The following is a 17,800-nucleotide window of genomic DNA, read 5'->3' as shown; positions in this document are numbered from 1 at the left end:
CCCTTTAACTAACTGACGCGTCAGTTACGATACTGGCATGGACTTCTCACTGAGTGAACGGGCCGCCGACCATCTGGCGCGGCTGCAGGATTTCATGGACGCCCACGTCTACCCCGCCGAAGCCGTCTACGAGACGCAGCGGGCGGAACTGGCCGCGGCCGGACGGCCCCACGACCTGCCCCCGGTCGTCGAGGAACTGAAGACCGAGGCCCGCAAGCGCGGCCTGTGGAACCTCTTCCTACCGGACATCTCCGGTCTGTCCAACACCGACTACGCGACGCTGGCCGAGCTCACCGGCCGCTCCCCCGCGCTCGCCCCCGAGGCGATCAACTGCGCCGCCCCCGACACCGGGAACATGGAGGTGCTGCACATGTTCGGCACCGAGGAGCAGAAGGAGCGCTGGCTCAAGCCGCTGCTGGAGGGCGAGATCCGCTCCTGCTTCGGCATGACCGAGCCGGACGTGGCCTCCTCCGACGCCCGCAACATCTCCACCAGCATCGTCCGCGACGGCGACGAGTACGTCATCAACGGCCGCAAGTGGTGGACGACCGGCGCCGCCGACCCGCGTTGCGCCGTCATGATCCTCATGGGCAAGACCGACCCCGACGCCCACCCCTACATGCAGCAGTCGATGGTGCTGGTGCCGATGGACGCCCCGGGCGTCACCATCGTGCGCGACCTGTCCGTCTTCGGTTACCACGACCAGCACGGGCACTGCGAGGTCCGGCTGGAGGACGTCCGGGTGCCGGTGTCCCACCTCATCGGCCAGGAGGGCGGCGGGTTCCTCATCGCCCAGGCCCGGCTGGGGCCGGGACGCATCCACCACAGCATGCGCGCCATCGGCATGGCCGAGCGCGCGCTGGAGCTGATGTGCCGCAGGGCCGCCTCCCGGGTGGCGTTCGGCAAGGAGATCGCCCGCCAGGGCGTCATCCAGGAGTGGATCGCCGAGTCCCGCATGGCCATCGAGCAGGCCAGGCTGCTCACCCTGAAGACCGCCTGGCTGATCGACACCCAGGGCGTGAAGGCCGCCCGCTCCGAGGTCGCCGCGATCAAGGTGGTGGCGCCGCGCGTCGCGCTGGACGTCATCGACAAGGCCATCCAGGTCCACGGCGGGGCCGGCGTCTCCTCCGACACGCCGCTGGCCGCGATGTGGGCCGGAGCGCGTACGCTACGGATCGCGGACGGCCCCGACGAGGTGCACGTCCGTTCCGTCGCCCGCACCGAACTGGCTCCCTATCTTGGTAAGTAGAAGACTGTCCGCCGCGACGCGGCGGGAGCAGCTGCTGGCCGCCGCGCTGGCCGAGTTCGGCCGGCGCGGCTTCCACCTGACCCAGATGGAGCACGTCGCCGCGGCGGCCGGGGTCTCCAAGGCGCTGCTGTACCAGCACTTCGAGTCCAAGGACCAGCTGTTCTCCGAGATGACCCAGGCGATCGTCGACGACCTGACGACGCGGCTGGCCGAATCCGAAGTGGAGAACGCCTCGTCCCTGGAACGGGTCGGCGGCATGGTCTCCACCCTGTTCGACTACGCCACCGCCGAGCCGGACGCCTGGTCGGTCATCATCCGGCACCTGGACAAACCCGAGGTCGGGGTGGAACTGCGGGAGCTGAGGGAGAGCTTCGGCAAGTCCGCCGCCGACCGGCTGCTGTCACGGCGCAGGCAGCGGCTCGGGCCCCAGGAGCTCGCCGCCAACGAGCGGCGGGCCCGGCTGCTGGTCCCTCTCATCTACGGCTCGCTGTTCTCGCTGATCTCCTGGTGGCTGGAGCACCCCGACGTCGAGCGCGAACGGGCCGAGGCGATGGCGCTGGACTTCATCTGGCTGGGTCTGGAGCGTGTCCGCAACGGCGAGCGCCTGCCCCGGGAGTGACGGGGGCGGTCAGAGCGCCTTGGCCATGCAGATCGACATGAGCTCCGGCACGTCGGCGTAGGGCGGGTACACGGGGATGCGGACGTAGCCTTCGCGTTCGTACACGCGGACGGCGTCGGGCTGGCGGTCTCCCGTCTGGAGGATCACCCGGGTGGCGCCGTCCTTGCGCGCCGTCTGCTCGACCCAGTCGAGCAGGGCGCGGGAGACGCCGCTGCCCCGGGCCTCCGGCGTGACGTACATGCGCTTGAGCTCGAGGTCCGCGCCTCGCCGACGCAACGCGGCGTGCCCCGCGGGAACGCCGTCGCGGGTGGCGACGCCCACGAAGACGACCTCCGAGGGGTCGAGGGCCAGCGCCTCGAACAGGGCCGGAGAGGCGTTCGCGGCCCGGTCCGCGTAACGCTCGTCCATCTCCGCGGTCATCTCGGCCCGCAGCCTCTCACCATCCGGGTCGCTCCAGTCGCATGTCCGTACTTCGATCACTGTGCGAAGATACCTGCGGTTCGCACGGTATCCACAACGGCCTCCGGGCGCACGGCTCAGGGGGAGCGGAGGTCCGAGCGGGCCTCCGCCACGCGGGCCAGCGCGGTCTCGGTCTGCGCCTCGGCGTCCTCCAGCCGGTGGCGAACGGCGGAGTGGTGGAGGCGGAGCTGGTCGAGGCGGTGCCTCAGCCGTTCCTCCTCCTGTTCGACGTGCTCCAGCTCCCGGCGCAGGGCGTCGCGTTCCGCGACCAGCTCGGCCGCCCGGTGCTCGAGCTGCTCCAGGCGCCTGCGCAGCTTCTCCTCCCGGAGGCGTGCGGGGTCCTCCCTCTCCGGAGCCGCCTCCCCCGGAGCCGGCAGTTCGGGGACGGCGAAACCGGCGTGGCTGCGCGGGTGGGTGAGCCTGCCCGAGCGCACCTCCTCGGCGGCCTCCGGGTCCACGATCGCGGCCTGGAGCGTCTCCTCGACCTCGTGTGCGGCCTGCTCTCCCAGCGACCGGCCGGTGGCCTCCACCAGGACGCCGGCCACCCGGACGGCCTCGGCCACCGCCAGGTTGCGCACCCGGTCGAACCGGGTGGGGTCCTCGCCCTCGGCCCAGCCTCTGCGTATCTCGACGCCGAGCTCCAGCAGCTCCCCCACGAGCTCGCTCTGCTCCCGGACCAGCAGGTTGACCGCCCAGGCCGAGACCGTCGGCCGCCGCAGCGCCTTGATCTGCTTGGCCGCCGCCTCGTCCCCCTCGCCGTGCGCCGTCTCGGCGAGCCTCCGCCGGGTCTGGACGAACTCCGAGGGCGGCACGCGGTAGAGCTCTTCGATGACCGCATTAAGATCCACAGTCGGTAACTACCACCGGAGATCTCCCCGGAATCCGGGAGTGATCAGGCTCTCTCTCATCGAGAAGGACATACTCCCCTCAACACCAATAAGTCCCCGAGGAATCCTCACTTTACGAGAGACCTGACTAGCCCTGACGTCGCCCCTTCCTCGCCGGAGCGGCCATGGCCCGGCACCGGAGCCGCTCCTAGCCTCGGAAGGGTGAATGCCGTCCCCTTCTTCGTCACCGCGGTCATCGTCATCGGCGTCCTGGCACCGGAGAAAGGCCTCTCCGCCCCCGACGTCCGGATCGAGCGGGTCCGGTTCGACGCACCCGGCGTCGACGACCGAACGAACCGGAGCCTGAACGGCGAGTGGGTGGAGGTCGCGAACCACTCCGGGAGGACACGGAACCTTCGGGGCTGGCGGCTGCACGGCGCAGACGGCCAGACCTACACGTTCCGGGAGCTCCGCCTCAGGCCGGGGCAGAGCGTCCGCGTCCACACCGGCTCCGGCCGCGACGGCCGCGGCCATCTCTACTGGCGCCGCGGCACCCACGCCTGGAAGAACTCCGGCTCGACGGTCCGGCTGAGGTCCCCGGCGGGCCGCGCCGACTCCTGCACCTGGAGTTCCGGTGGATCGGTCAAGTACTGCCGACCATAAACCGGCCATTCGCATTGCCTTGATGGAAGACATCCGACGACCGCCAGGCCGGCCGACGCCTCCTGGGCGGGGTGAGCCCGCCTCGGCCCCCCCTTTCTGGGTAGGTCTGGAACATGGGGGAGACACGGGATGCCGGGCCGTTCGTGCCCGGGAACGCGGAACTGCCGGAACTGCGCGAGGCATCGGCGGGCTGCCGGGGTTGCGCCCTCTATGAGCGGGCCACCCGGACGGTGTTCGGTGAGGGGCCCGCCGGAGCCCGGCTCGTCCTGGTCGGGGAGCAGCCGGGCGACCAGGAGGACCGGCAGGGCAGACCGTTCGTGGGCCCCGCCGGACGGCTGCTGGGCCGGGCGCTGGAAGAGGCGGAGATCGAGCGGGACGCCGTCTACGTCACCAACGCCGTCAAGCACTTCAAGTTCACGCTGAAGGAGGGGTCCAAGCGGCGGTTCCACCAGAGCCCGGGCACCACCGAGATCAACGCCTGCCGGCCGTGGCTGGTGGCCGAGTTGGAGGCGGTCTCCCCCGAGGTGGTCGTGGCGCTGGGGGCCGTGGCGGGCAAGGCGCTGCTCGGGCCGTCCTTCCGGGTGACCAGGCAGCGGGGCGTCCCCCTGGACTGCCCTCCGTTCGAGGCCATCGGCGCCCCGGCCGCGGCGGCGCAGGGTCCGCCGGCCGGACGGATCGTCGCCACGATCCACCCGTCGGCGGTCCTGCGCGCGCCCGACCGGGACGCCGTCTACGCCGGGCTCGTCAGCGACCTCAGGGTGGCGGCCCGACTGCTGGGCTGAGCTCTCAGACCCGGGTCTGCGGCTCGTAGCCCTCGTCCTCGCCGCCCGGCGCGTCGGCCCGGGCGTTCGGCGGATCGGTGGGCCCCGGCGCGAACTCCTCGGCCAGATCGGGCGCCTCGTCCTCGAGCGGGGCGCCCTGCTCGGCCCTGCGGTCGGCGAAGCTCCGGCTCTCCCGCCTCTTGTCGTCCTTCATCCTGCGCTCCTTCCGGGTCAGCCGGGGTGGATCTCACCGCCGGCGGGGACGAGGGTCTGGCCCGTGTAGTAGGAGGAGTTGCGCCCGGCGGCGAAGAACACGTAGGACGGGGCGATCTCGTCCGGCTGCGCGGCCCGTCCCATCGGGGCCTGCTCGCCGAAGTCCGCCACCTTCTCCGGCGGGAACGTCGCGGGGATGAGCGGGGTCCACACCGGGCCCGGCGCCACGCAGTTCACCCGGATGCCCCGGTCCATCAGGGACTTGGCCAGCGACTGGACGAGGTTCATCGCCCCCGCCTTGGTGGCCGCGTAGTCGATGAGGGTCGGGTTGCCGCGCAGCCCGTTGATCGACCCGGTGACCACGATGGACGAGCCCTCCGACAGGAACTCCAGGGCTTCCTGCACGCACCAGAACAGGCTGAGCAGGTTGACCTCGACGGTACGGCGCAGCTGCGCCGAGCCGATCTTCCGGATGTCGTCGGCCGGCGCCTGGGTGCCGTGGTGCAGGACCAGGACGTCGAGCCCGCCCAGAGCGGTGCCCGCGTCCCGGACGACCTGCCGGCAGTGGCGCTCGTCCCCCATGTCGCCGCCGAAGGTGCGGCACGTCCGGCCCTCGGCCTCCACCAGGCTCGCGGTGTGCCGGGCGTCGGCGTCCTCCTCCAGGTAGGTGAGCGCGACGTCCGCGCCCTCCTTGGCGAAGGCCACGCTCACCGCCCGCCCGATGCCGGAGTCTCCCCCGGTCACCAGGGCGCGGGCGCCGGACAGCAGCCCGCTCCCCCGGTAGCCGCGCATCTCGTCCCGCGGCTCGGGGGTCATCTCCTCCGTCCGGCCGGGATACTCCTGGCTCTGTGCCGGTCGTTCACTCAACGACGTCTCCTTCCACGGGGGGTCAGGTACGGCGTTCCTCATGGCCGATGCCGAGGTCCTTGACGATCTCGGGGAGGCCGTCGTAGGACTTGCCGGGCAGCCGGGACAGCCGGGCGACCACGACGTCGGGCGCGCCTTCGGAGGCGGCGTGGTCGGCCAGCTCGTCGGGGCCCGCCGGGTAGCGCACGCCGGCCAGGACCGAGGCGATGGCGCTGCGCTCCTCGACGTCCCGCGGGGTCATCCCGGGAGGCGCCCCCCTGCGGTCGGCCCGGGTGGCCGTCGGGTCGAGGCCCGTGTCGGTGTCGACCGGCTCCGGGTCGTTCCACGGCTGGGGGTGGGTGGGTCCGCCGCTGCGCAGCAGGCCCTCGCTCTCCCGGTGCATCTCCTCGTCCAGTTTCGGGCCGTGCTTGCCGCTCTTCTCGGTCATACGCCCGCCTTTCACATCTTTGTGGAATCAGGTCTGCAATCTTCTGGAAAAGAAGAATCAGGACGGATGTTTTCGGGTGGCGTCCTGCTCCTCCGACTCCCGCACACCCTCCTCGTCGGGGGGAAGGGAATCCGGATGGGCGTTGCGCACTCCGGGAACCCCGGTTCCGCTCCGCGGCACCCCCCCTTCGTCCTGCATGGCAGAGGGAACGGTGCGCCCGCGCGCGTCGGAGCCCTTGTTGACGGGCGCGAACTCCCTGTCGTGCGTCTCCTCAGGCTCATGACCCAGATCGTTATATTTGGTCATAGTTTATGAACTACCCCCTAGAAGGGAATCACACTCCCTATCACCAAAAAAGCCCAAGAATCTACTCAAATAACACCGAAATGCAGTCGGAAAGGACCGAGGGTGCGCGGCAGCGGGCGATCGGAACGCAACCTCGCCCCGGCCACCTGCCGGAAGTCGTGCTCCCGCAGCAGCCCCGCCAGGAACAGGCTCACCGACAGCAGGACCAGCTGCCGGCCCGGGCATTCGCCGGGACCCGCGCTGAACGGGACGATCGACCAGTTCTCCTCCGCGGTGCCGTCCAGCCAGATGTCCGGGGCGAAGGAGTCGGCGAACGGCAGCAGCTGGTCGTCCCGGTGCAGGAACGGGGTGAAGATGAGCATGCCCGTCCCGGCGGGCATCGTCCTGCCGTGCCAGACCGTCTCCCGAGTGCTCTCCCGCAGGATCGCGGGAGTGGTCGGCCACAACCTCAGCGACTCCTGCACGCAGGCCCGCAGGAACGGCAGTTCCAGCGCGCCGCTCTCGGCCTCGCGGCGTGCCCGACGCATGTGCTCGGGATGGGCGGCCAGCAGCGCCAGCGCGCGGAACGCCGCCATGCCCGCGGGCTCGTAGGCGAACAGCCACTGCGGCACCTGCTGGGCCGGATCGGTGCGCGCCGTCTTCGGCGCCTTGGCGGCGAGCCCGGCCAGGCTCCCCTGCTCGGCCTTGCGCAGGTAGCCCTCCAGGCGGCGCTGGAAGCGGGCGTGCACGGCCCGGCGGCGCGGGCGGGCGAAAGACCAGTTCGCGTCCATGCGCAGCCTGGTGAGAAGGTCGCTGACGCGGTGGTCGTCACGGGCCTCGTCACCCAGCACGATCCTGCGGACGGTCCGCCACCAGGCGGTGCGGAACTCCCCCCACCCCAGCTCGCCGGAGTCCTCGATGACCCCGACCAGCGCGGCGGCCTCCCCCTCGATCTTGCGGGAGATCTCGCCGGACAGGCGGTGCACGGAGTGGTCGGTGTCCAGCACCTCCTCGTTGAAGGCGCGCCGGTCCTCCCGGTCCGCGCCCCTGGAGATGAGGACGCCGTGCGGCTGGAAGCGCGAGAGCGCGGCGTGCTTCTCCCTGCTGTCGAGCGAGAAGGGCTCGGGCGACTCCGTCAGCGCCCGCCGCACGTCCTCGGGGGACAGCAGCAGGGCGTACGACCTGCCGGGCAGGCTCAGCTGAAGCGGCCCCCGCCCGTAGCGGTGGCGCAGTCGCTGCAGCAGACGTCCCGCCCGCAGATCGGCCTGCAGCCCTTCGGCCAGAGCGACGGCCCGGGGACGGCGCGCGATGACGCCGCGCGCGACCGTCGGCGCCATGACGACGGCGCCGACCTTCAGCGTGTCGGCGACCGAAGCCCTGATCAGCGGCACCTTGTCCGAGGCGCGCCTGCGGAGGCGGCTTCTGGTCTCCTCCTTCACCGGGGCGGCCATGACGACTCCTTTCACAGATCGGAAGAATGACGGCGGACACGAACGGCTCGAGCCGGTGTCACGGGGTGCCGCCGACGCCCGAACGGAACTCTCTGAGGCGCAGCGGCCCGCTGGACGCCTTCGACAGGGCGGGCGTGTCCTCGTCCGCGCCGGTCCTGAGGCCGACGAGGAACTCCGACAGGGCGTGGACGGAGGTGTGCTCGGGCGTCCACCCCAGCTCTTGGCGGGCCCTGCCGACGTCCATGAGCGGCAGCCGCATCGCCAGGTCGAACAGGTGCGGAGAGGCCGGGACCAGCCGCAGGCCCCACGCGGCGGCCAAGAGTGTCCGGACGGCCCGCGCCGGCACCTTCACCTTGCGGGCGCGGAACACCGCGGCCACTTCGTCGGCACCGATGACGGGGGCGGCCGCGAGGTTGAAGGCGCCGTGTACGGGCCGTACGACGGCCTGGTGGAACGCCCTCCCCGCGTCCGGCGAGTGCAGCATCTGCATCTTCAGACCGGGGATGTCCGGCACGACCGGCACGATTCCGGGCCGGACGAGCCTGCCCGGCACCAGCGGGCCCGCGAACAGCCGTCGCTGCTCCGTGGCGGTCCTGCGCTCGAAGACGAAACCGGGTCGCATCCTCACCACGCGGCACTGCGGGTACTTCTCCTCGAAGAAGTCCAGCATCCGTTCGACGTAGGACTTCTCCCGGCTGTAGGCGGCCATGGGCCAGCCGTGCGTGGGCCAGTCCTCATCGACGAGGCGGTCCTTGGGCCCGGGCGAGTAGGCGCCGACGGACGACGAGTAGACGAGCGCGGGCACCCCAGCCTCCGCGACGGCGCGGAACACCCGGGCGCTGCCCAGCACGTTCGTCCGCCACGTCGTGTACGGGTCGTGGGTCGGCTGGAAGATCCAGGCCAGGTGCACCACCGCGTCCGCTCCGCGCAGCAGCGGCACCAGGTCGCTGTGGGTGATGTCGGCGCGCACCCACTGGGTGCGGCCTATCTCCAGGCGCGGCCTGCGGCGGGCGATGCCCACGAGTTGCGTGACGGCGGGATCCTCCGCCAGCGACCTCAGGGTGTTCGTGCCGAGGTTCCCCGTGCCGCCGATGACCACTACCCGCATCGTCCCCCGCCCTTCCGGCCCCCCGACCGGGTCGCTCCGCGTTCTCGCCCCGCGACCGGCGTACCATGATCACAAAGCACGCCGTGTTCATCTTCTCCCTCCCCGGGAAGGCATGAAAGAAACGGAGGGAACGAGCGGGATCGGGGGATTCGGCCCGATGAGTCACGTGAGTCCGGCCACCAGGGGCAGGTTGCGGGTCGGCACCTCCGGCTGGCAGTACGCCGACTGGCGCGACGTGCTGTACCCGCCGGGCCTGCCGCAGACCCGCTGGCTGGAGCATTACTCCGCGCGGTTCGACACCGTCGAGAGCAACGCCGCGTTCTACCGGCTCCCCTCCCGCGAGACCTTCGAGCACTGGAGCGAGAAGACCCCGCCGGGCTTCGTGATGGCGGTCAAGGCGAGCCGCTACCTCACCCACATCCGCCGCCTTTCGGCTCCCGAAGAACCCGTCGCACGACTGCTGCGGGCCGCCTCGGGGCTCGGTGACAAACTCGGGCCCGTCCTTCTGCAGCTGCCCCCGACCCTGCGCGCGAACGCCGGGCTGCTCGCCCGCTGCCTGCGGTGCTTCCCCCCGGACGTGCGGGTGGCCGTCGAGCCGCGCCACCCGTCCTGGTGGACCATGGAGATCCGCGATCTGCTGGCCGACCACGCGGCGGCCCTGTGCTGGGCCGACCGGCAGAGCCGCCCGGTGACACCGCTGTGGCGCACCACCGGCTGGATCTACCTGCGCTGCCACGAGGGCGCGGCCCGTCCGTGGCCCCGCTACGGGGAGGCCGCGCTGCACGCGTGGGCGCGCCGCACATCCGAGGTCACCACCGAAGGCGGGGACGCCTACGTCTACTTCAACAACGACCCCGCCGCCGCGGCGGTCCACAACGCGCTGCGGTTCGCCGAAATCGCCGCCCCCGGGCGGACCCCGCCCCTCGCCGGACCCCGGGAACTCGAAAGGGACAGGTGAGTGCGATGTCCGTCCGGTCCGACCGGTCCTTGTGGGCCGGAGTCCTGCTCGGGGTGGGGGCCTCGGCGTTCGCCGACGAGGCCGTCTTCCACCGGTTGCTGCGCTGGCATCGCTTCTACGACGAGTCGGCCTCGGGCATAGGGCTGGTCTCCGACGGGCTGTTCCACGCCTTCGGCTGGTTCGCCACCGTCTTCGGGCTGGCGGCGGTCGCCGACGCGGCCAGGCGAGGCGTCCTGCGCGGACGCGTCCTGGGCGGAGGGGTGCTCCTGGGCGGCGGCGCGTTCCAGCTCTACGACGGCATCGTCCACCACAAGCTGCTGCGCCTGCACCAGAGCCGCTACGGCGTCGACATCTCCCCCTACGACTGGACGTGGAACGCCGTCGCGGCGCTCATGCTCGTCGCGGGCTGCTGGCTGCTCCTGCCGGCGCTGCGGCGGCCGGGCGGTGCGAGCTGATGGGGACCGGCCATCAGGCGGGGCCGGCGCAGTGGGCCGCGGCCATCGCCATGGCGGGCGCCGTCGCCGCCTACCTCGCCGCGGCGGCCCGGCTGCGGCGCCGGGGCGACGCCTGGCCCTGGCTACGCGACCTCTCCTTCACGACGGGGGGCACGGCCGTCGCGACGGCGGCCGCGGCGCAGCTGCCCGGCGGGCAGTTCACCTCGCACATGCTGCAGCATCTGCTCGTCGGGATGGCCGGGCCTCTGCTGCTCGTCCTGGCCCGTCCCGTCACCCTGGTGCTGCGGGTGCTGCCGCCCGGACGGACGCGCCGGACGCTGCTGGCCGTGGTGCAGTCACGGCTCGCGGCGGTGCTGGTGTGCCCGCCGGTCGCGGCGCTCATCGACTTCGGCGGGCTGTGGATGATGTACCGGACGCCACTGCTGGCCGCAACGCACGACCGGCCGTGGGTGCACGCGCTGCTGCACCTGCGGGTGTTCGCGGCGGGGATGCTGTTCACCACCGCGCTCTGCCGCCTGGACCCGATGCGGCACCGCTACTCCCTGGCGCTGCGGGCGGGGACGCTGGTCGTCGCGAGCGCCGCCCATGCCGTCCTGGCCAAGTCGCTGTGGGCCTCTCCGCCGCCCGGGCTCGTGTTCCCCGCGGCCGACCTGCGGACGGGCGCGCTGCTGATGTACTACGGCGGCGACCTGGTGGAGGTGGGGCTTGCCCTTGTCATCGTGCTGGGCTGGTACGCCGAAACGGGGCGGAGCCTCAGTCGGGAGCGGCGGCGGATGGACGCGGTGCCGGGCTGAACCCGCTGTGATCTGCGGCAAATTGGCGGATTGTAGAGATTGGCGAGGGCAACCCAGGGCAAAGGGGCCATAACGGGGCAAATATCCCAACAGTTATCGGACAACCGGGGGAATGATGAAGGCAGTGACCTGGCATGGCCGTCGCGACATCCGAGTCGACCAGGTGCCCGACCCGATCATCAAGGAGCCCAACGACGCGGTCGTCCGGGTCACTTCCACTGCGGTCTGCGGCTCGGACCTGCACCTCTACGAAACGCTCGGGCCCTTCCTCCAGGAGGGGGACATCCTCGGGCACGAGCCCATGGGCATCGTCGAGGAGGTCGGCCCCGAGGTCACGCACATCAAGCCCGGGGACCGGGTGGTGATCCCGTTCAACATCTCCTGCGGCCATTGCCCCATGTGCGACCGGCGGTACTACGCCCAGTGCGAGACGACCCAGGTGCGCGAGTACGACATGGGCGCCGCGCTCTTCGGCTACACCAAGCTCTACGGAGAGGTCGCGGGCGGCCAGGCCGAGTACCTGCGGGTCCCGCAGGCCCAGTTCGGCCCGATCCCGGTGCCGCACGGCACTCCGGACGAGCGGTTCCTGTTCCTCTCCGACGTGCTGCCGACGGCCTGGCAGGCGGTCGAGTACGCCGAGGTCCCGGACGGCGGCAGCGTCACCGTCCTCGGACTCGGGCCCATCGGCCAGATGTGCTGCCGTATGGCCCGGCACCGGGGCTACCGGGTCATCGGCGTGGACCTCGTCCCCGAACGGCTGGAGATGGCCCGCCGGCACGGCGCCGAGACCATCGACCCGAGGAGCGCCGACATCGTCGCCGCCGTCCGCGACCTCACCGGGGGTCGCGGCACCGACTCGGTGATCGACGCCGTCGGCATGGAGGCGCACGGCTCGCCCTTCGCCAAAGCCGCCCAGACCTTCACCTCCCTCCTCCCGGACCGGATCTCCGCACCGCTCATGACCCGCGCCGGAGTGGACCGCCTCTCCGCCCTCCACCTGGCGATCGAGGTGGTCGCCCGGTGCGGGGTCATCTCCCTGTCCGGCGTCTACGGCGGCATGTCCGATCCGATGCCCATGCTCCGCCTCTTCGACAAGGGCGTCACCCTCCGCATGGGCCAGGCCCATGTCCGCCGCTGGCTGGACGACCTGATGCCGCTGGTCACCGACGAGTCCGACCCGCTGGGCGTCCTGGACCTCGCCACCCACCGCGTCTCCCTGGACCGCGCGCCGCAGGCCTACGAGGCCTTCCAGAAGAAGCTCGACGGGGCCATCAAGGTCATCCTCGACCCGGCCCTCTGACCGCCGGCCGCTTCCGCGAGGACCGGGCCCCGGGCGTCCGTCACGCCCGGGGCCTTTACGTCGTAGATCTCTGAATTCCCCATTCCATCCGTCTTCGACGTTTGAGAGACCCGACCTCATGCCGATACCAAGAGTGATCAGAAATATCCGTCGGGTAGCGAGCAGAAGAGGGAGTGGTTCCGTGTGCCGACGCCCCGATCCCACCCTGGACACATCGAGGCCCGCTCCCCCGGATCCTCCGACCGGACACCCGTGAACTCCGCCGCCGGCCCCCCGGGGCGACCACGCCTTCCCTGGCGCGCCGACCTCCTCACCGCCCTCACCGGCCTGGCCCTGGAGTCCGTCGCCGTCTTCTTCGTGATCATCGCCTCCGGCCTGGCCAACAGCGTCGATCCCCACCGGTCCAACGGCGGGGCCGACCGCGCCGACCAGCTCCTCGTCCTCGGCCTCGGCATCCTGCTCTGCCTCGCCCTCCTGGTGGCCCTCCTCCTGCGCACCAAGGCCCCCATCACCTCCCTCCTCCATCTCCTCCTGGCCGGAGCCCTCCTCCTGGCCGTCCTCACCGTCCCCTCCTCCGACCCCTCCCCGCGCGGTCCCACGCCCGCCCCGTCGCCCGTCACCCGCACGCCGTAGCAGGACGGCCCCCATCGGGGCGGCACCCGGCGGAACCGGGCGGTTGAAATGAAAATAATTTTCATTATGATGTCCCGTCGTCGGTGTGAAGGAGGACGGGGTGACGGCTGGAACGCAGCGGGAGCAGGAACTGCCGCCCGCCGGGTGGGGGGTTCGGCGGACGGAGCCGGGGGCCGACGCGGCCTGGTGGTCCATCTCGATCGTCTCCCTGCTGGTGATCGGACGGATCTGGGTGGCCCCGTGGGTGACCCAGGAGGGGGTGCTGGCCTGGACGACGATCTTCATCGCGATCTGCGTGCAGGCGCTGCCGTTCCTGGTGTTCGGGGTGGTGCTGTCCGCCGGGATCACGGCGTTCGTCCCCGCGGAGGTGTGGAGCCGCGTGCTGCCCCGCCGGGGCGCGGCGGCGGTGCCCGTGGCGGGGATGGCGGGAGCCGTCCTGCCCGGGTGCGAGTGCGCGTCCGTGCCGGTGGCGGGGAGCCTGATGGCCCGGGGAGTCGCACCGGCCGCGGCCCTCACGTTCCTGCTGGCGGCGCCCGCGATCAACCCGGTCGTCATGGTCGCGACGGCGGTGGCGTTCCCCGGGCGGCCGGAGATGGTGGCGGCGCGGTTCGGGGCCTCGCTGGTGGTGGCGGTGCTCGCCGGATGGGTGTGGCTGCGCTTCGGCAAGGGCGAATGGCTGCGGATCCCGGGACGGCCCGAGCACGAAGGCGGACGCTGGGACGCGTTCCGGGTGGCGGTGCGGCACGACTTCATGCACGCCGGAGGATTCCTGGTGGTCGGCGGGATGGCCGCGGCCACGATCAATGTGGTGGTCCCCTCCGAGTGGGTGAACGGGGTGGCCGGGATTCCGTGGGCCGCGGTGCTGACGCTGGCCGTGCTGGCCGTGCTGATGTCGATCTGCTCGGAGGCCGACGCCTTCGTGGCGGCCAGCCTCACCTCGTTCTCCCCCACCGCGAAGCTGGCCTTCCTCGTCGTGGGGCCTATGGTCGACCTCAAGCTCATCGCACTGCAGACGGGGATGTTCGGACGGCGGTTCGCGATCCGGTTCATCCCGTTGACGTTCGTCCTGGCCGTCGCGGTCAGCGCTCTCGTGGGAGGGGTGTTCCTGTGAGCAGAGCCATGCAGAACCTGCTGATGGTGCTCGTCGGCGGGGCGGTCCTGTGGATCACCCTGGTCACCGGGGAGATCGTCAACTTCGTCAAGGAGGGGCTGCGCTGGCCGCTGGTCGCGGCCGCGCTCGTCCTGATCGTCCTCGGCCTGGCCGGGATGCGCCGCGACTGGCACGAACGACCCGGCGAGCACGACGGGCACGACGGGCACGAGGGCCACTCCCACGGTCCGGGCGGGCCGCGGGTCGCCTGGCTGCTGTGCCTGCCCCTCTTGGCGATCTTCGCCGTCGCCCCGCCCGAACTCGGGGTCTTCACCGCCACCCGCGCCGACGAGGCCCGGACGGCGGCGCCCCCGAAGATCCCGGTCAAGGAGGACGACTACGCGCTGCCCCCGGGCCCGGACCCGCTGCCCATGTCGATCGGCGAGTTCATGGGCCGGTCCTTCGAGGCCCAGATCGGCGGGCAGGTCACCCTCGCCGACCGCAGGCTCGAACTCACGGGCTTCGTCACCCCGGACAAGAAGAGCGGCGCCTGGTACCTCACCCGGCTCCAGATGAGCTGCTGCGCCGCCGACGCCCTGGCGCTGCGCGTCAAGATCCTGAACGCGCCGGCCCCGAAGAAGGGCGCGTGGGTGAAGGTCGTCGGGCTCTGGCGTCCCGCCGGGAAGCCGGGCGGCCAGGGCGTGTACGAGTTCACCGCCGAGACCGTCTCCCCGGCCGACAAACCAGACAACCCCTATGAATAACCTGCGGTTTCCCTCGAATGAGGAGAACCGATAACCCCATCAATCGGTACGGTAAGGGAGTACGCGCTCAGCAAGGAGACCGAAGATGTTCCTCCAGATCATCCAGGCACCGGCCGGAGACGCCGACGCCCTGCGCGCGGCGAGCTACCGGTGGGCCGACAAGCTGGGATCCACCTCCGTCGGCTGGCTGGGCTGCACCGGCGGGGTGACCGAGGAGGGCGTGTTCTTCACCGCCGAGCGGTTCGAGTCCGAACAGAAGATGTGGGTGGAGTCCGGGCGTCCCGGACGGCGGCGCTGGTTCTCCGAGATCCGCGCGGCCCTCACCGGCGACCCGGTCTTCACCAACTGCCGGGAGGTCGAGGTCTTCGCTCCCGACCCGACCGCCATCGACAAGGCGGGCCTCGTCCAGATCGTCCAGGGCCGGGTGCGGGACGCCGCGCTGATGCGGACCCTGATGCGCAGCATGGAGAAGGAGATGTTCCTGCACCGCCAGGACATGCTCGGCTCCACCCTCGCCTTCCACCCCGACGACGGCTACACCCATCTGCTGTACTTCACCTCGGAGGACGACGTCGCGGACGCGGAGCTGCGCGAGACCCCTCCCCGCATCAAGTCGGTGATGGACGCCGTCTACGAGCTCAACATCACGATGCCCTCGTACCATGTGCTGACCTCACCCTGGATGCACTCCCGCCGCGAGACCGACCGTTAGCGGAACGGGAGTATCGGGATCGGCCGCGCCGGGGCATGCTGAGCCTCATGACGAAATGGACGACCGACGACATCCCCCAGCAGAGCGGGCGGACCTATGTGGTCACCGGCGCCAACAGCGGGCTCGGTCTGGAGACCACCAGGGAACTGGCGGCCCGGGGCGCGCATGTGATCATGGCCTGCCGGGACCTCGCCAAAGGGCGGAAGGCGTGCGCGGAGCTGCACGGCGGGCAGGTGGAGGTCCGGCGGCTGGACCTGGCCGACCTGGACTCCGTGCGCGAGTTCGCCGGCACCGTGGAGAAGGCCGACGTCCTGGTCAACAACGCCGGGATCATGATGCCGCCCCTCCGGCGCACCAGGCAGGGCTTCGAGCTGCAGTTCGGCACCAACCACCTCGGGCACTTCGCCCTCACCGGCCTGCTGCTGGACCGGTTGTCCGAGGGGGACGCGCCCCGCGTCGTGACGGTCACCTCCGCCCTGCACCGCCGGGGCTCGATCGACTTCGACGACCTGAACGCCGAGAGGTCCTACTCCCCGACCGGGCACTACGCCAACTCCAAGTTCGCCAACGTCCTGTTCGGCCTGGAGCTGGACCGCAGGCTGCGCGCGGCGGGCAGCCCGGTCCTCAGCCTCCTGGCCCACCCCGGTTACGCGGCGACCAACCTGCAGTCCAGCGGCCCCACCGGCCTGCTCGGCCTGATCATGAAGCCCGGCAACCTGCTGCTGGCCCAGTCCGCCGCCCGCGGGGCGATCCCCCAGCTCTACGCCGCCACCGCCGCCGAGGCGGAGCCCGGAGGGTTCTACGGGCCCGACGGGCTCCAGGAGTCCCGAGGACGCCACCCGAAGCCCGTCCGGCCGGTGCGCTCCGCCACCGACCCGGAGCTCGCACGCCGGCTCTGGTCGGTCTCCGAGGAGCTCACCGGCGTCCGCTACCTCTGACTCAGGCCTGGGCCAGCCAGGTGCGGCACAGCCACCAGGCGTCCGCCGCGCCGAACGTGGTGGCCGGGTCCACGCCGGTGACGTCCGTGAACCGCTGGACCCGGTTGCGCACGGTGTTGGGGTGCACGAACAGCCTCCCGGCCGCCGCGTTGACGTCCCGGTCGGCCTCCAGCCAGGTGGAGACGGCCAGGGCGACGGACGCGGCGTTCGCGCCCAGGGTGTTCCAGTCCTGCCGGTGACGCTCCAGAAGCACCGCGGCGAGATCGGGCCTGCCCACCAGCGCGACCAGGGACGCCACCTCCGCGACATGCACCACACCCGACCGTCCCGAGGACTCGGCGGCGGCCAGCGCGTCGAGTGCCAGCCTCCGGGCCGCGGCCAGTTCCTCCGCTTCGACGGGTCCTGCCAGCCCCGCCGTCAGGCCGGACCGTACGGCGCGGGGCGCGGGGGCCCGGGCGAGCACCGCGACGAGCAATCCGTCGAGCCTGGCGCACAGCACCGGAGGGTACTCGCGGAGCGCCCGTTCCAGGGCCGCGGCGGCCGCCAGGTCGTCGGCGCGGGCGACCAGGGCCCACAGGCCGCCCGCGGTCGGCAGCCCCGCCTCGACGGCGGCCAGCGCGGCGGCCGAGCCGCCTTCCAGGAGCCGGCGCAGGATCACCGCGTCCCGCGCGTCCGTCCGCGGGTGCGGGTCGGCCTTCGCGACCCGGTGGGCGGTGATCAGCCGGGATCGCACGGCCTCCGCCCAGTCGTCGTAAAGCTCGCGGGCGTCCAGCAGGAGATCGGGGGTGACCCCGGCGGAGGGGGCCGTCTCCCTGGCCCGCGACCAGATCGTGCGTTCGGCGATGTGGATGGCTCCGAGCACCGCCTCGATCGGCACGCCCTGCCGGGCCCGGGTGACCGCCAGGTCCTCCACGAAGGACAGCTCCGCCTCGCTGGGACCGCGCCGGGCGGCGAGCGCCCTGGTCGCGGCGAAGAGCAGGGCGCGGGTGTGGCCGGTGATGTCGGCGGACGACAGCGAGGCGGCCTCGCGCACCATCGTGCGCACTCCGATCACCACGGACGGCAGCAGGTCGTCCTCGCCGACGATCCGCTCGATGAGATCGACGACGGACGTCCACTCTTCCCGGGAGCGCACTCCACCATCATGCTCCAGGTTGTGGGCCACCACAATCTACGCAGCAAAACAGGTGATAAGCGCCATATTCCAAGCCGGGATCAAGACCTAGA

At 71.5% G+C, this 17,800-nt stretch carries 21 protein-coding genes; 13 read left to right on the top strand and 8 right to left on the bottom strand.

Going from position 1 to position 17,800, the window contains the following annotated elements:
• Positions 1-37 precede the first annotated feature (37 nt).
• Positions 38-1,249, top strand: coding sequence for an acyl-CoA dehydrogenase family protein (locus ABGB12_RS17325; RefSeq protein ID WP_347679027.1), 1,212 nt, complete (start codon positions 38-40; stop codon positions 1,247-1,249).
• On the top strand, positions 1,239-1,868 hold the full coding sequence (locus ABGB12_RS17320; protein ID WP_347679025.1) for a helix-turn-helix domain-containing protein: 630 nt from the start codon (positions 1,239-1,241) through the stop codon (positions 1,866-1,868). The genes ABGB12_RS17325 and ABGB12_RS17320 overlap by 11 nt, the downstream gene beginning before the upstream one ends.
• Positions 1,869-1,877: 9 nt before the next feature.
• Here ABGB12_RS17320 and ABGB12_RS17315 read toward each other — a convergent pair whose 3' ends face one another.
• Complete coding sequence (locus ABGB12_RS17315) at positions 1,878-2,348, bottom strand: GNAT family N-acetyltransferase (protein WP_347679023.1); 471 nt, start codon at positions 2,346-2,348, stop codon at positions 1,878-1,880.
• A 56-nt stretch (positions 2,349-2,404) separates the two neighbouring features.
• Positions 2,405-3,175, bottom strand: coding sequence for a hypothetical protein (locus ABGB12_RS17310; RefSeq protein WP_347679021.1), 771 nt, complete (start codon positions 3,173-3,175; stop codon positions 2,405-2,407).
• 201 nt (positions 3,176-3,376) lie between these two features.
• On the opposite strand from ABGB12_RS17310, the gene ABGB12_RS17305 reads away from it, so the two are divergent.
• Positions 3,377-3,817: a lamin tail domain-containing protein gene (locus ABGB12_RS17305; protein ID WP_347679019.1), complete on the top strand. Its 441-nt coding sequence runs from the start codon at positions 3,377-3,379 to the stop codon at positions 3,815-3,817.
• 113 nt (positions 3,818-3,930) lie between these two features.
• Positions 3,931-4,599, top strand: a complete 669-nt coding sequence (locus tag ABGB12_RS17300) for a UdgX family uracil-DNA binding protein (RefSeq protein ID WP_347679017.1) — start codon at positions 3,931-3,933, stop codon at positions 4,597-4,599.
• A gap of 4 nt (positions 4,600-4,603) precedes the next feature.
• Here ABGB12_RS17300 and ABGB12_RS17295 read toward each other — a convergent pair whose 3' ends face one another.
• The 5 genes from ABGB12_RS17295 to ABGB12_RS17275 all read right to left on the bottom strand — a co-directional run bounded on the left by ABGB12_RS17295 (position 4,604) and on the right by ABGB12_RS17275 (position 8,929).
• Complete coding sequence (locus ABGB12_RS17295; protein WP_347679015.1) at positions 4,604-4,792, bottom strand: hypothetical protein; 189 nt, start codon at positions 4,790-4,792, stop codon at positions 4,604-4,606.
• Between the two features lie 17 nt (positions 4,793-4,809).
• On the bottom strand, positions 4,810-5,658 hold the full coding sequence (locus ABGB12_RS17290) for an SDR family oxidoreductase (protein ID WP_347679013.1): 849 nt from the start codon (positions 5,656-5,658) through the stop codon (positions 4,810-4,812).
• Between the two features lie 22 nt (positions 5,659-5,680).
• Positions 5,681-6,085: a DUF2795 domain-containing protein gene (locus ABGB12_RS17285; protein ID WP_347679011.1), complete on the bottom strand. Its 405-nt coding sequence runs from the start codon at positions 6,083-6,085 to the stop codon at positions 5,681-5,683.
• 371 nt (positions 6,086-6,456) lie between these two features.
• The gene (locus ABGB12_RS17280) at positions 6,457-7,821 is read right to left on the bottom strand and encodes a cytochrome P450 (RefSeq protein WP_347679009.1); all 1,365 of its coding nucleotides are present in this window, start codon (positions 7,819-7,821) and stop codon (positions 6,457-6,459) included.
• Positions 7,822-7,879: 58 nt separating this feature from the next.
• Positions 7,880-8,929, bottom strand: a complete 1,050-nt coding sequence (locus tag ABGB12_RS17275) for an NAD-dependent epimerase/dehydratase family protein (protein WP_347679007.1) — start codon at positions 8,927-8,929, stop codon at positions 7,880-7,882.
• 157 nt (positions 8,930-9,086) lie between these two features.
• Between ABGB12_RS17275 and ABGB12_RS17270 the strand changes: the two genes are divergently transcribed.
• The 9 genes from ABGB12_RS17270 (at position 9,087) to ABGB12_RS17230 (ending at position 16,573) form a co-directional block, all read left to right on the top strand.
• Positions 9,087-9,887 carry a DUF72 domain-containing protein gene (locus tag ABGB12_RS17270; RefSeq protein ID WP_347679005.1) on the top strand — a complete coding sequence of 267 codons (801 nt, stop codon included), beginning with the start codon at positions 9,087-9,089 and terminating at the stop codon, positions 9,885-9,887.
• Between the two features lie 5 nt (positions 9,888-9,892).
• Positions 9,893-10,342: a DUF2243 domain-containing protein gene (locus ABGB12_RS17265; protein ID WP_347679003.1), complete on the top strand. Its 450-nt coding sequence runs from the start codon at positions 9,893-9,895 to the stop codon at positions 10,340-10,342.
• Entirely contained in the window at positions 10,342-11,136 is a 795-nt protein-coding gene (locus tag ABGB12_RS17260; protein ID WP_347679001.1) for a cytochrome c oxidase assembly protein, read from the top strand. Before ABGB12_RS17265 ends, ABGB12_RS17260 begins: the two co-directional genes overlap by 1 nt.
• Positions 11,137-11,251: 115 nt before the next feature.
• Positions 11,252-12,436, top strand: a complete 1,185-nt coding sequence (locus tag ABGB12_RS17255) for a zinc-dependent alcohol dehydrogenase (RefSeq protein WP_347679195.1) — start codon at positions 11,252-11,254, stop codon at positions 12,434-12,436.
• Positions 12,437-12,619: 183 nt separating this feature from the next.
• Positions 12,620-13,069 carry a DUF6234 family protein gene (locus tag ABGB12_RS17250; protein WP_347678999.1) on the top strand — a complete coding sequence of 150 codons (450 nt, stop codon included), beginning with the start codon at positions 12,620-12,622 and terminating at the stop codon, positions 13,067-13,069.
• Between the two features lie 100 nt (positions 13,070-13,169).
• Positions 13,170-14,180, top strand: coding sequence for a permease (locus ABGB12_RS17245; RefSeq protein ID WP_347678997.1), 1,011 nt, complete (start codon positions 13,170-13,172; stop codon positions 14,178-14,180).
• Entirely contained in the window at positions 14,177-14,923 is a 747-nt protein-coding gene (locus ABGB12_RS17240) for a TIGR03943 family protein (protein WP_347678995.1), read from the top strand. Before ABGB12_RS17245 ends, ABGB12_RS17240 begins: the two co-directional genes overlap by 4 nt.
• 85 nt (positions 14,924-15,008) lie before the next feature.
• A complete protein-coding gene (locus ABGB12_RS17235) occupies positions 15,009-15,635 on the top strand; it encodes a hypothetical protein (RefSeq protein ID WP_347678993.1) in 627 nt (208 codons plus the stop codon).
• Between the two features lie 47 nt (positions 15,636-15,682).
• On the top strand, positions 15,683-16,573 hold the full coding sequence (locus ABGB12_RS17230; protein ID WP_347678991.1) for an oxidoreductase: 891 nt from the start codon (positions 15,683-15,685) through the stop codon (positions 16,571-16,573).
• A gap of 1 nt (position 16,574) precedes the next feature.
• Here ABGB12_RS17230 and ABGB12_RS17225 read toward each other — a convergent pair whose 3' ends face one another.
• On the bottom strand, positions 16,575-17,708 hold the full coding sequence (locus ABGB12_RS17225; protein ID WP_347678989.1) for a helix-turn-helix domain-containing protein: 1,134 nt from the start codon (positions 17,706-17,708) through the stop codon (positions 16,575-16,577).
• Positions 17,709-17,800: the final 92 nt, after the last annotated feature.

This window comes from Actinocorallia sp. B10E7, assembly GCF_039871655.1.
Classification (GTDB): Bacteria; Actinomycetota; Actinomycetes; order Streptosporangiales; family Streptosporangiaceae; genus Actinocorallia.
This window is presented reverse-complemented; position numbering and strand designations above follow the sequence as displayed.

Bases quoted from the DNA above. Each gene is read 5' to 3' on its own strand.
- ABGB12_RS17325 (WP_347679027.1), top strand. From the start codon at position 38: ATGGACTTCTCACTGAGTGAACGGGCCGCCGACCATCTGGCGCGGCTG.
- ABGB12_RS17300 (WP_347679017.1), top strand. From the start codon at position 3,931: ATGGGGGAGACACGGGATGCCGGGCCGTTCGTGCCCGGGAACGCGGAA.
- ABGB12_RS17295 (WP_347679015.1), bottom strand. From the start codon at position 4,792: ATGAAGGACGACAAGAGGCGGGAGAGCCGGAGCTTCGCCGACCGCAGG.
- ABGB12_RS17285 (WP_347679011.1), bottom strand. From the start codon at position 6,085: ATGACCGAGAAGAGCGGCAAGCACGGCCCGAAACTGGACGAGGAGATG.
- ABGB12_RS17280 (WP_347679009.1), bottom strand. From the start codon at position 7,821: ATGGCCGCCCCGGTGAAGGAGGAGACCAGAAGCCGCCTCCGCAGGCGC.
- ABGB12_RS17275 (WP_347679007.1), bottom strand. From the start codon at position 8,929: ATGCGGGTAGTGGTCATCGGCGGCACGGGGAACCTCGGCACGAACACC.
- ABGB12_RS17270 (WP_347679005.1), top strand. From the start codon at position 9,087: ATGAGTCACGTGAGTCCGGCCACCAGGGGCAGGTTGCGGGTCGGCACC.
- ABGB12_RS17265 (WP_347679003.1), top strand. From the start codon at position 9,893: ATGTCCGTCCGGTCCGACCGGTCCTTGTGGGCCGGAGTCCTGCTCGGG.
- ABGB12_RS17260 (WP_347679001.1), top strand. From the start codon at position 10,342: ATGGGGACCGGCCATCAGGCGGGGCCGGCGCAGTGGGCCGCGGCCATC.
- ABGB12_RS17255 (WP_347679195.1), top strand. From the start codon at position 11,252: ATGAAGGCAGTGACCTGGCATGGCCGTCGCGACATCCGAGTCGACCAG.
- ABGB12_RS17235 (WP_347678993.1), top strand. From the start codon at position 15,009: ATGTTCCTCCAGATCATCCAGGCACCGGCCGGAGACGCCGACGCCCTG.
- ABGB12_RS17230 (WP_347678991.1), top strand. From the start codon at position 15,683: ATGACGAAATGGACGACCGACGACATCCCCCAGCAGAGCGGGCGGACC.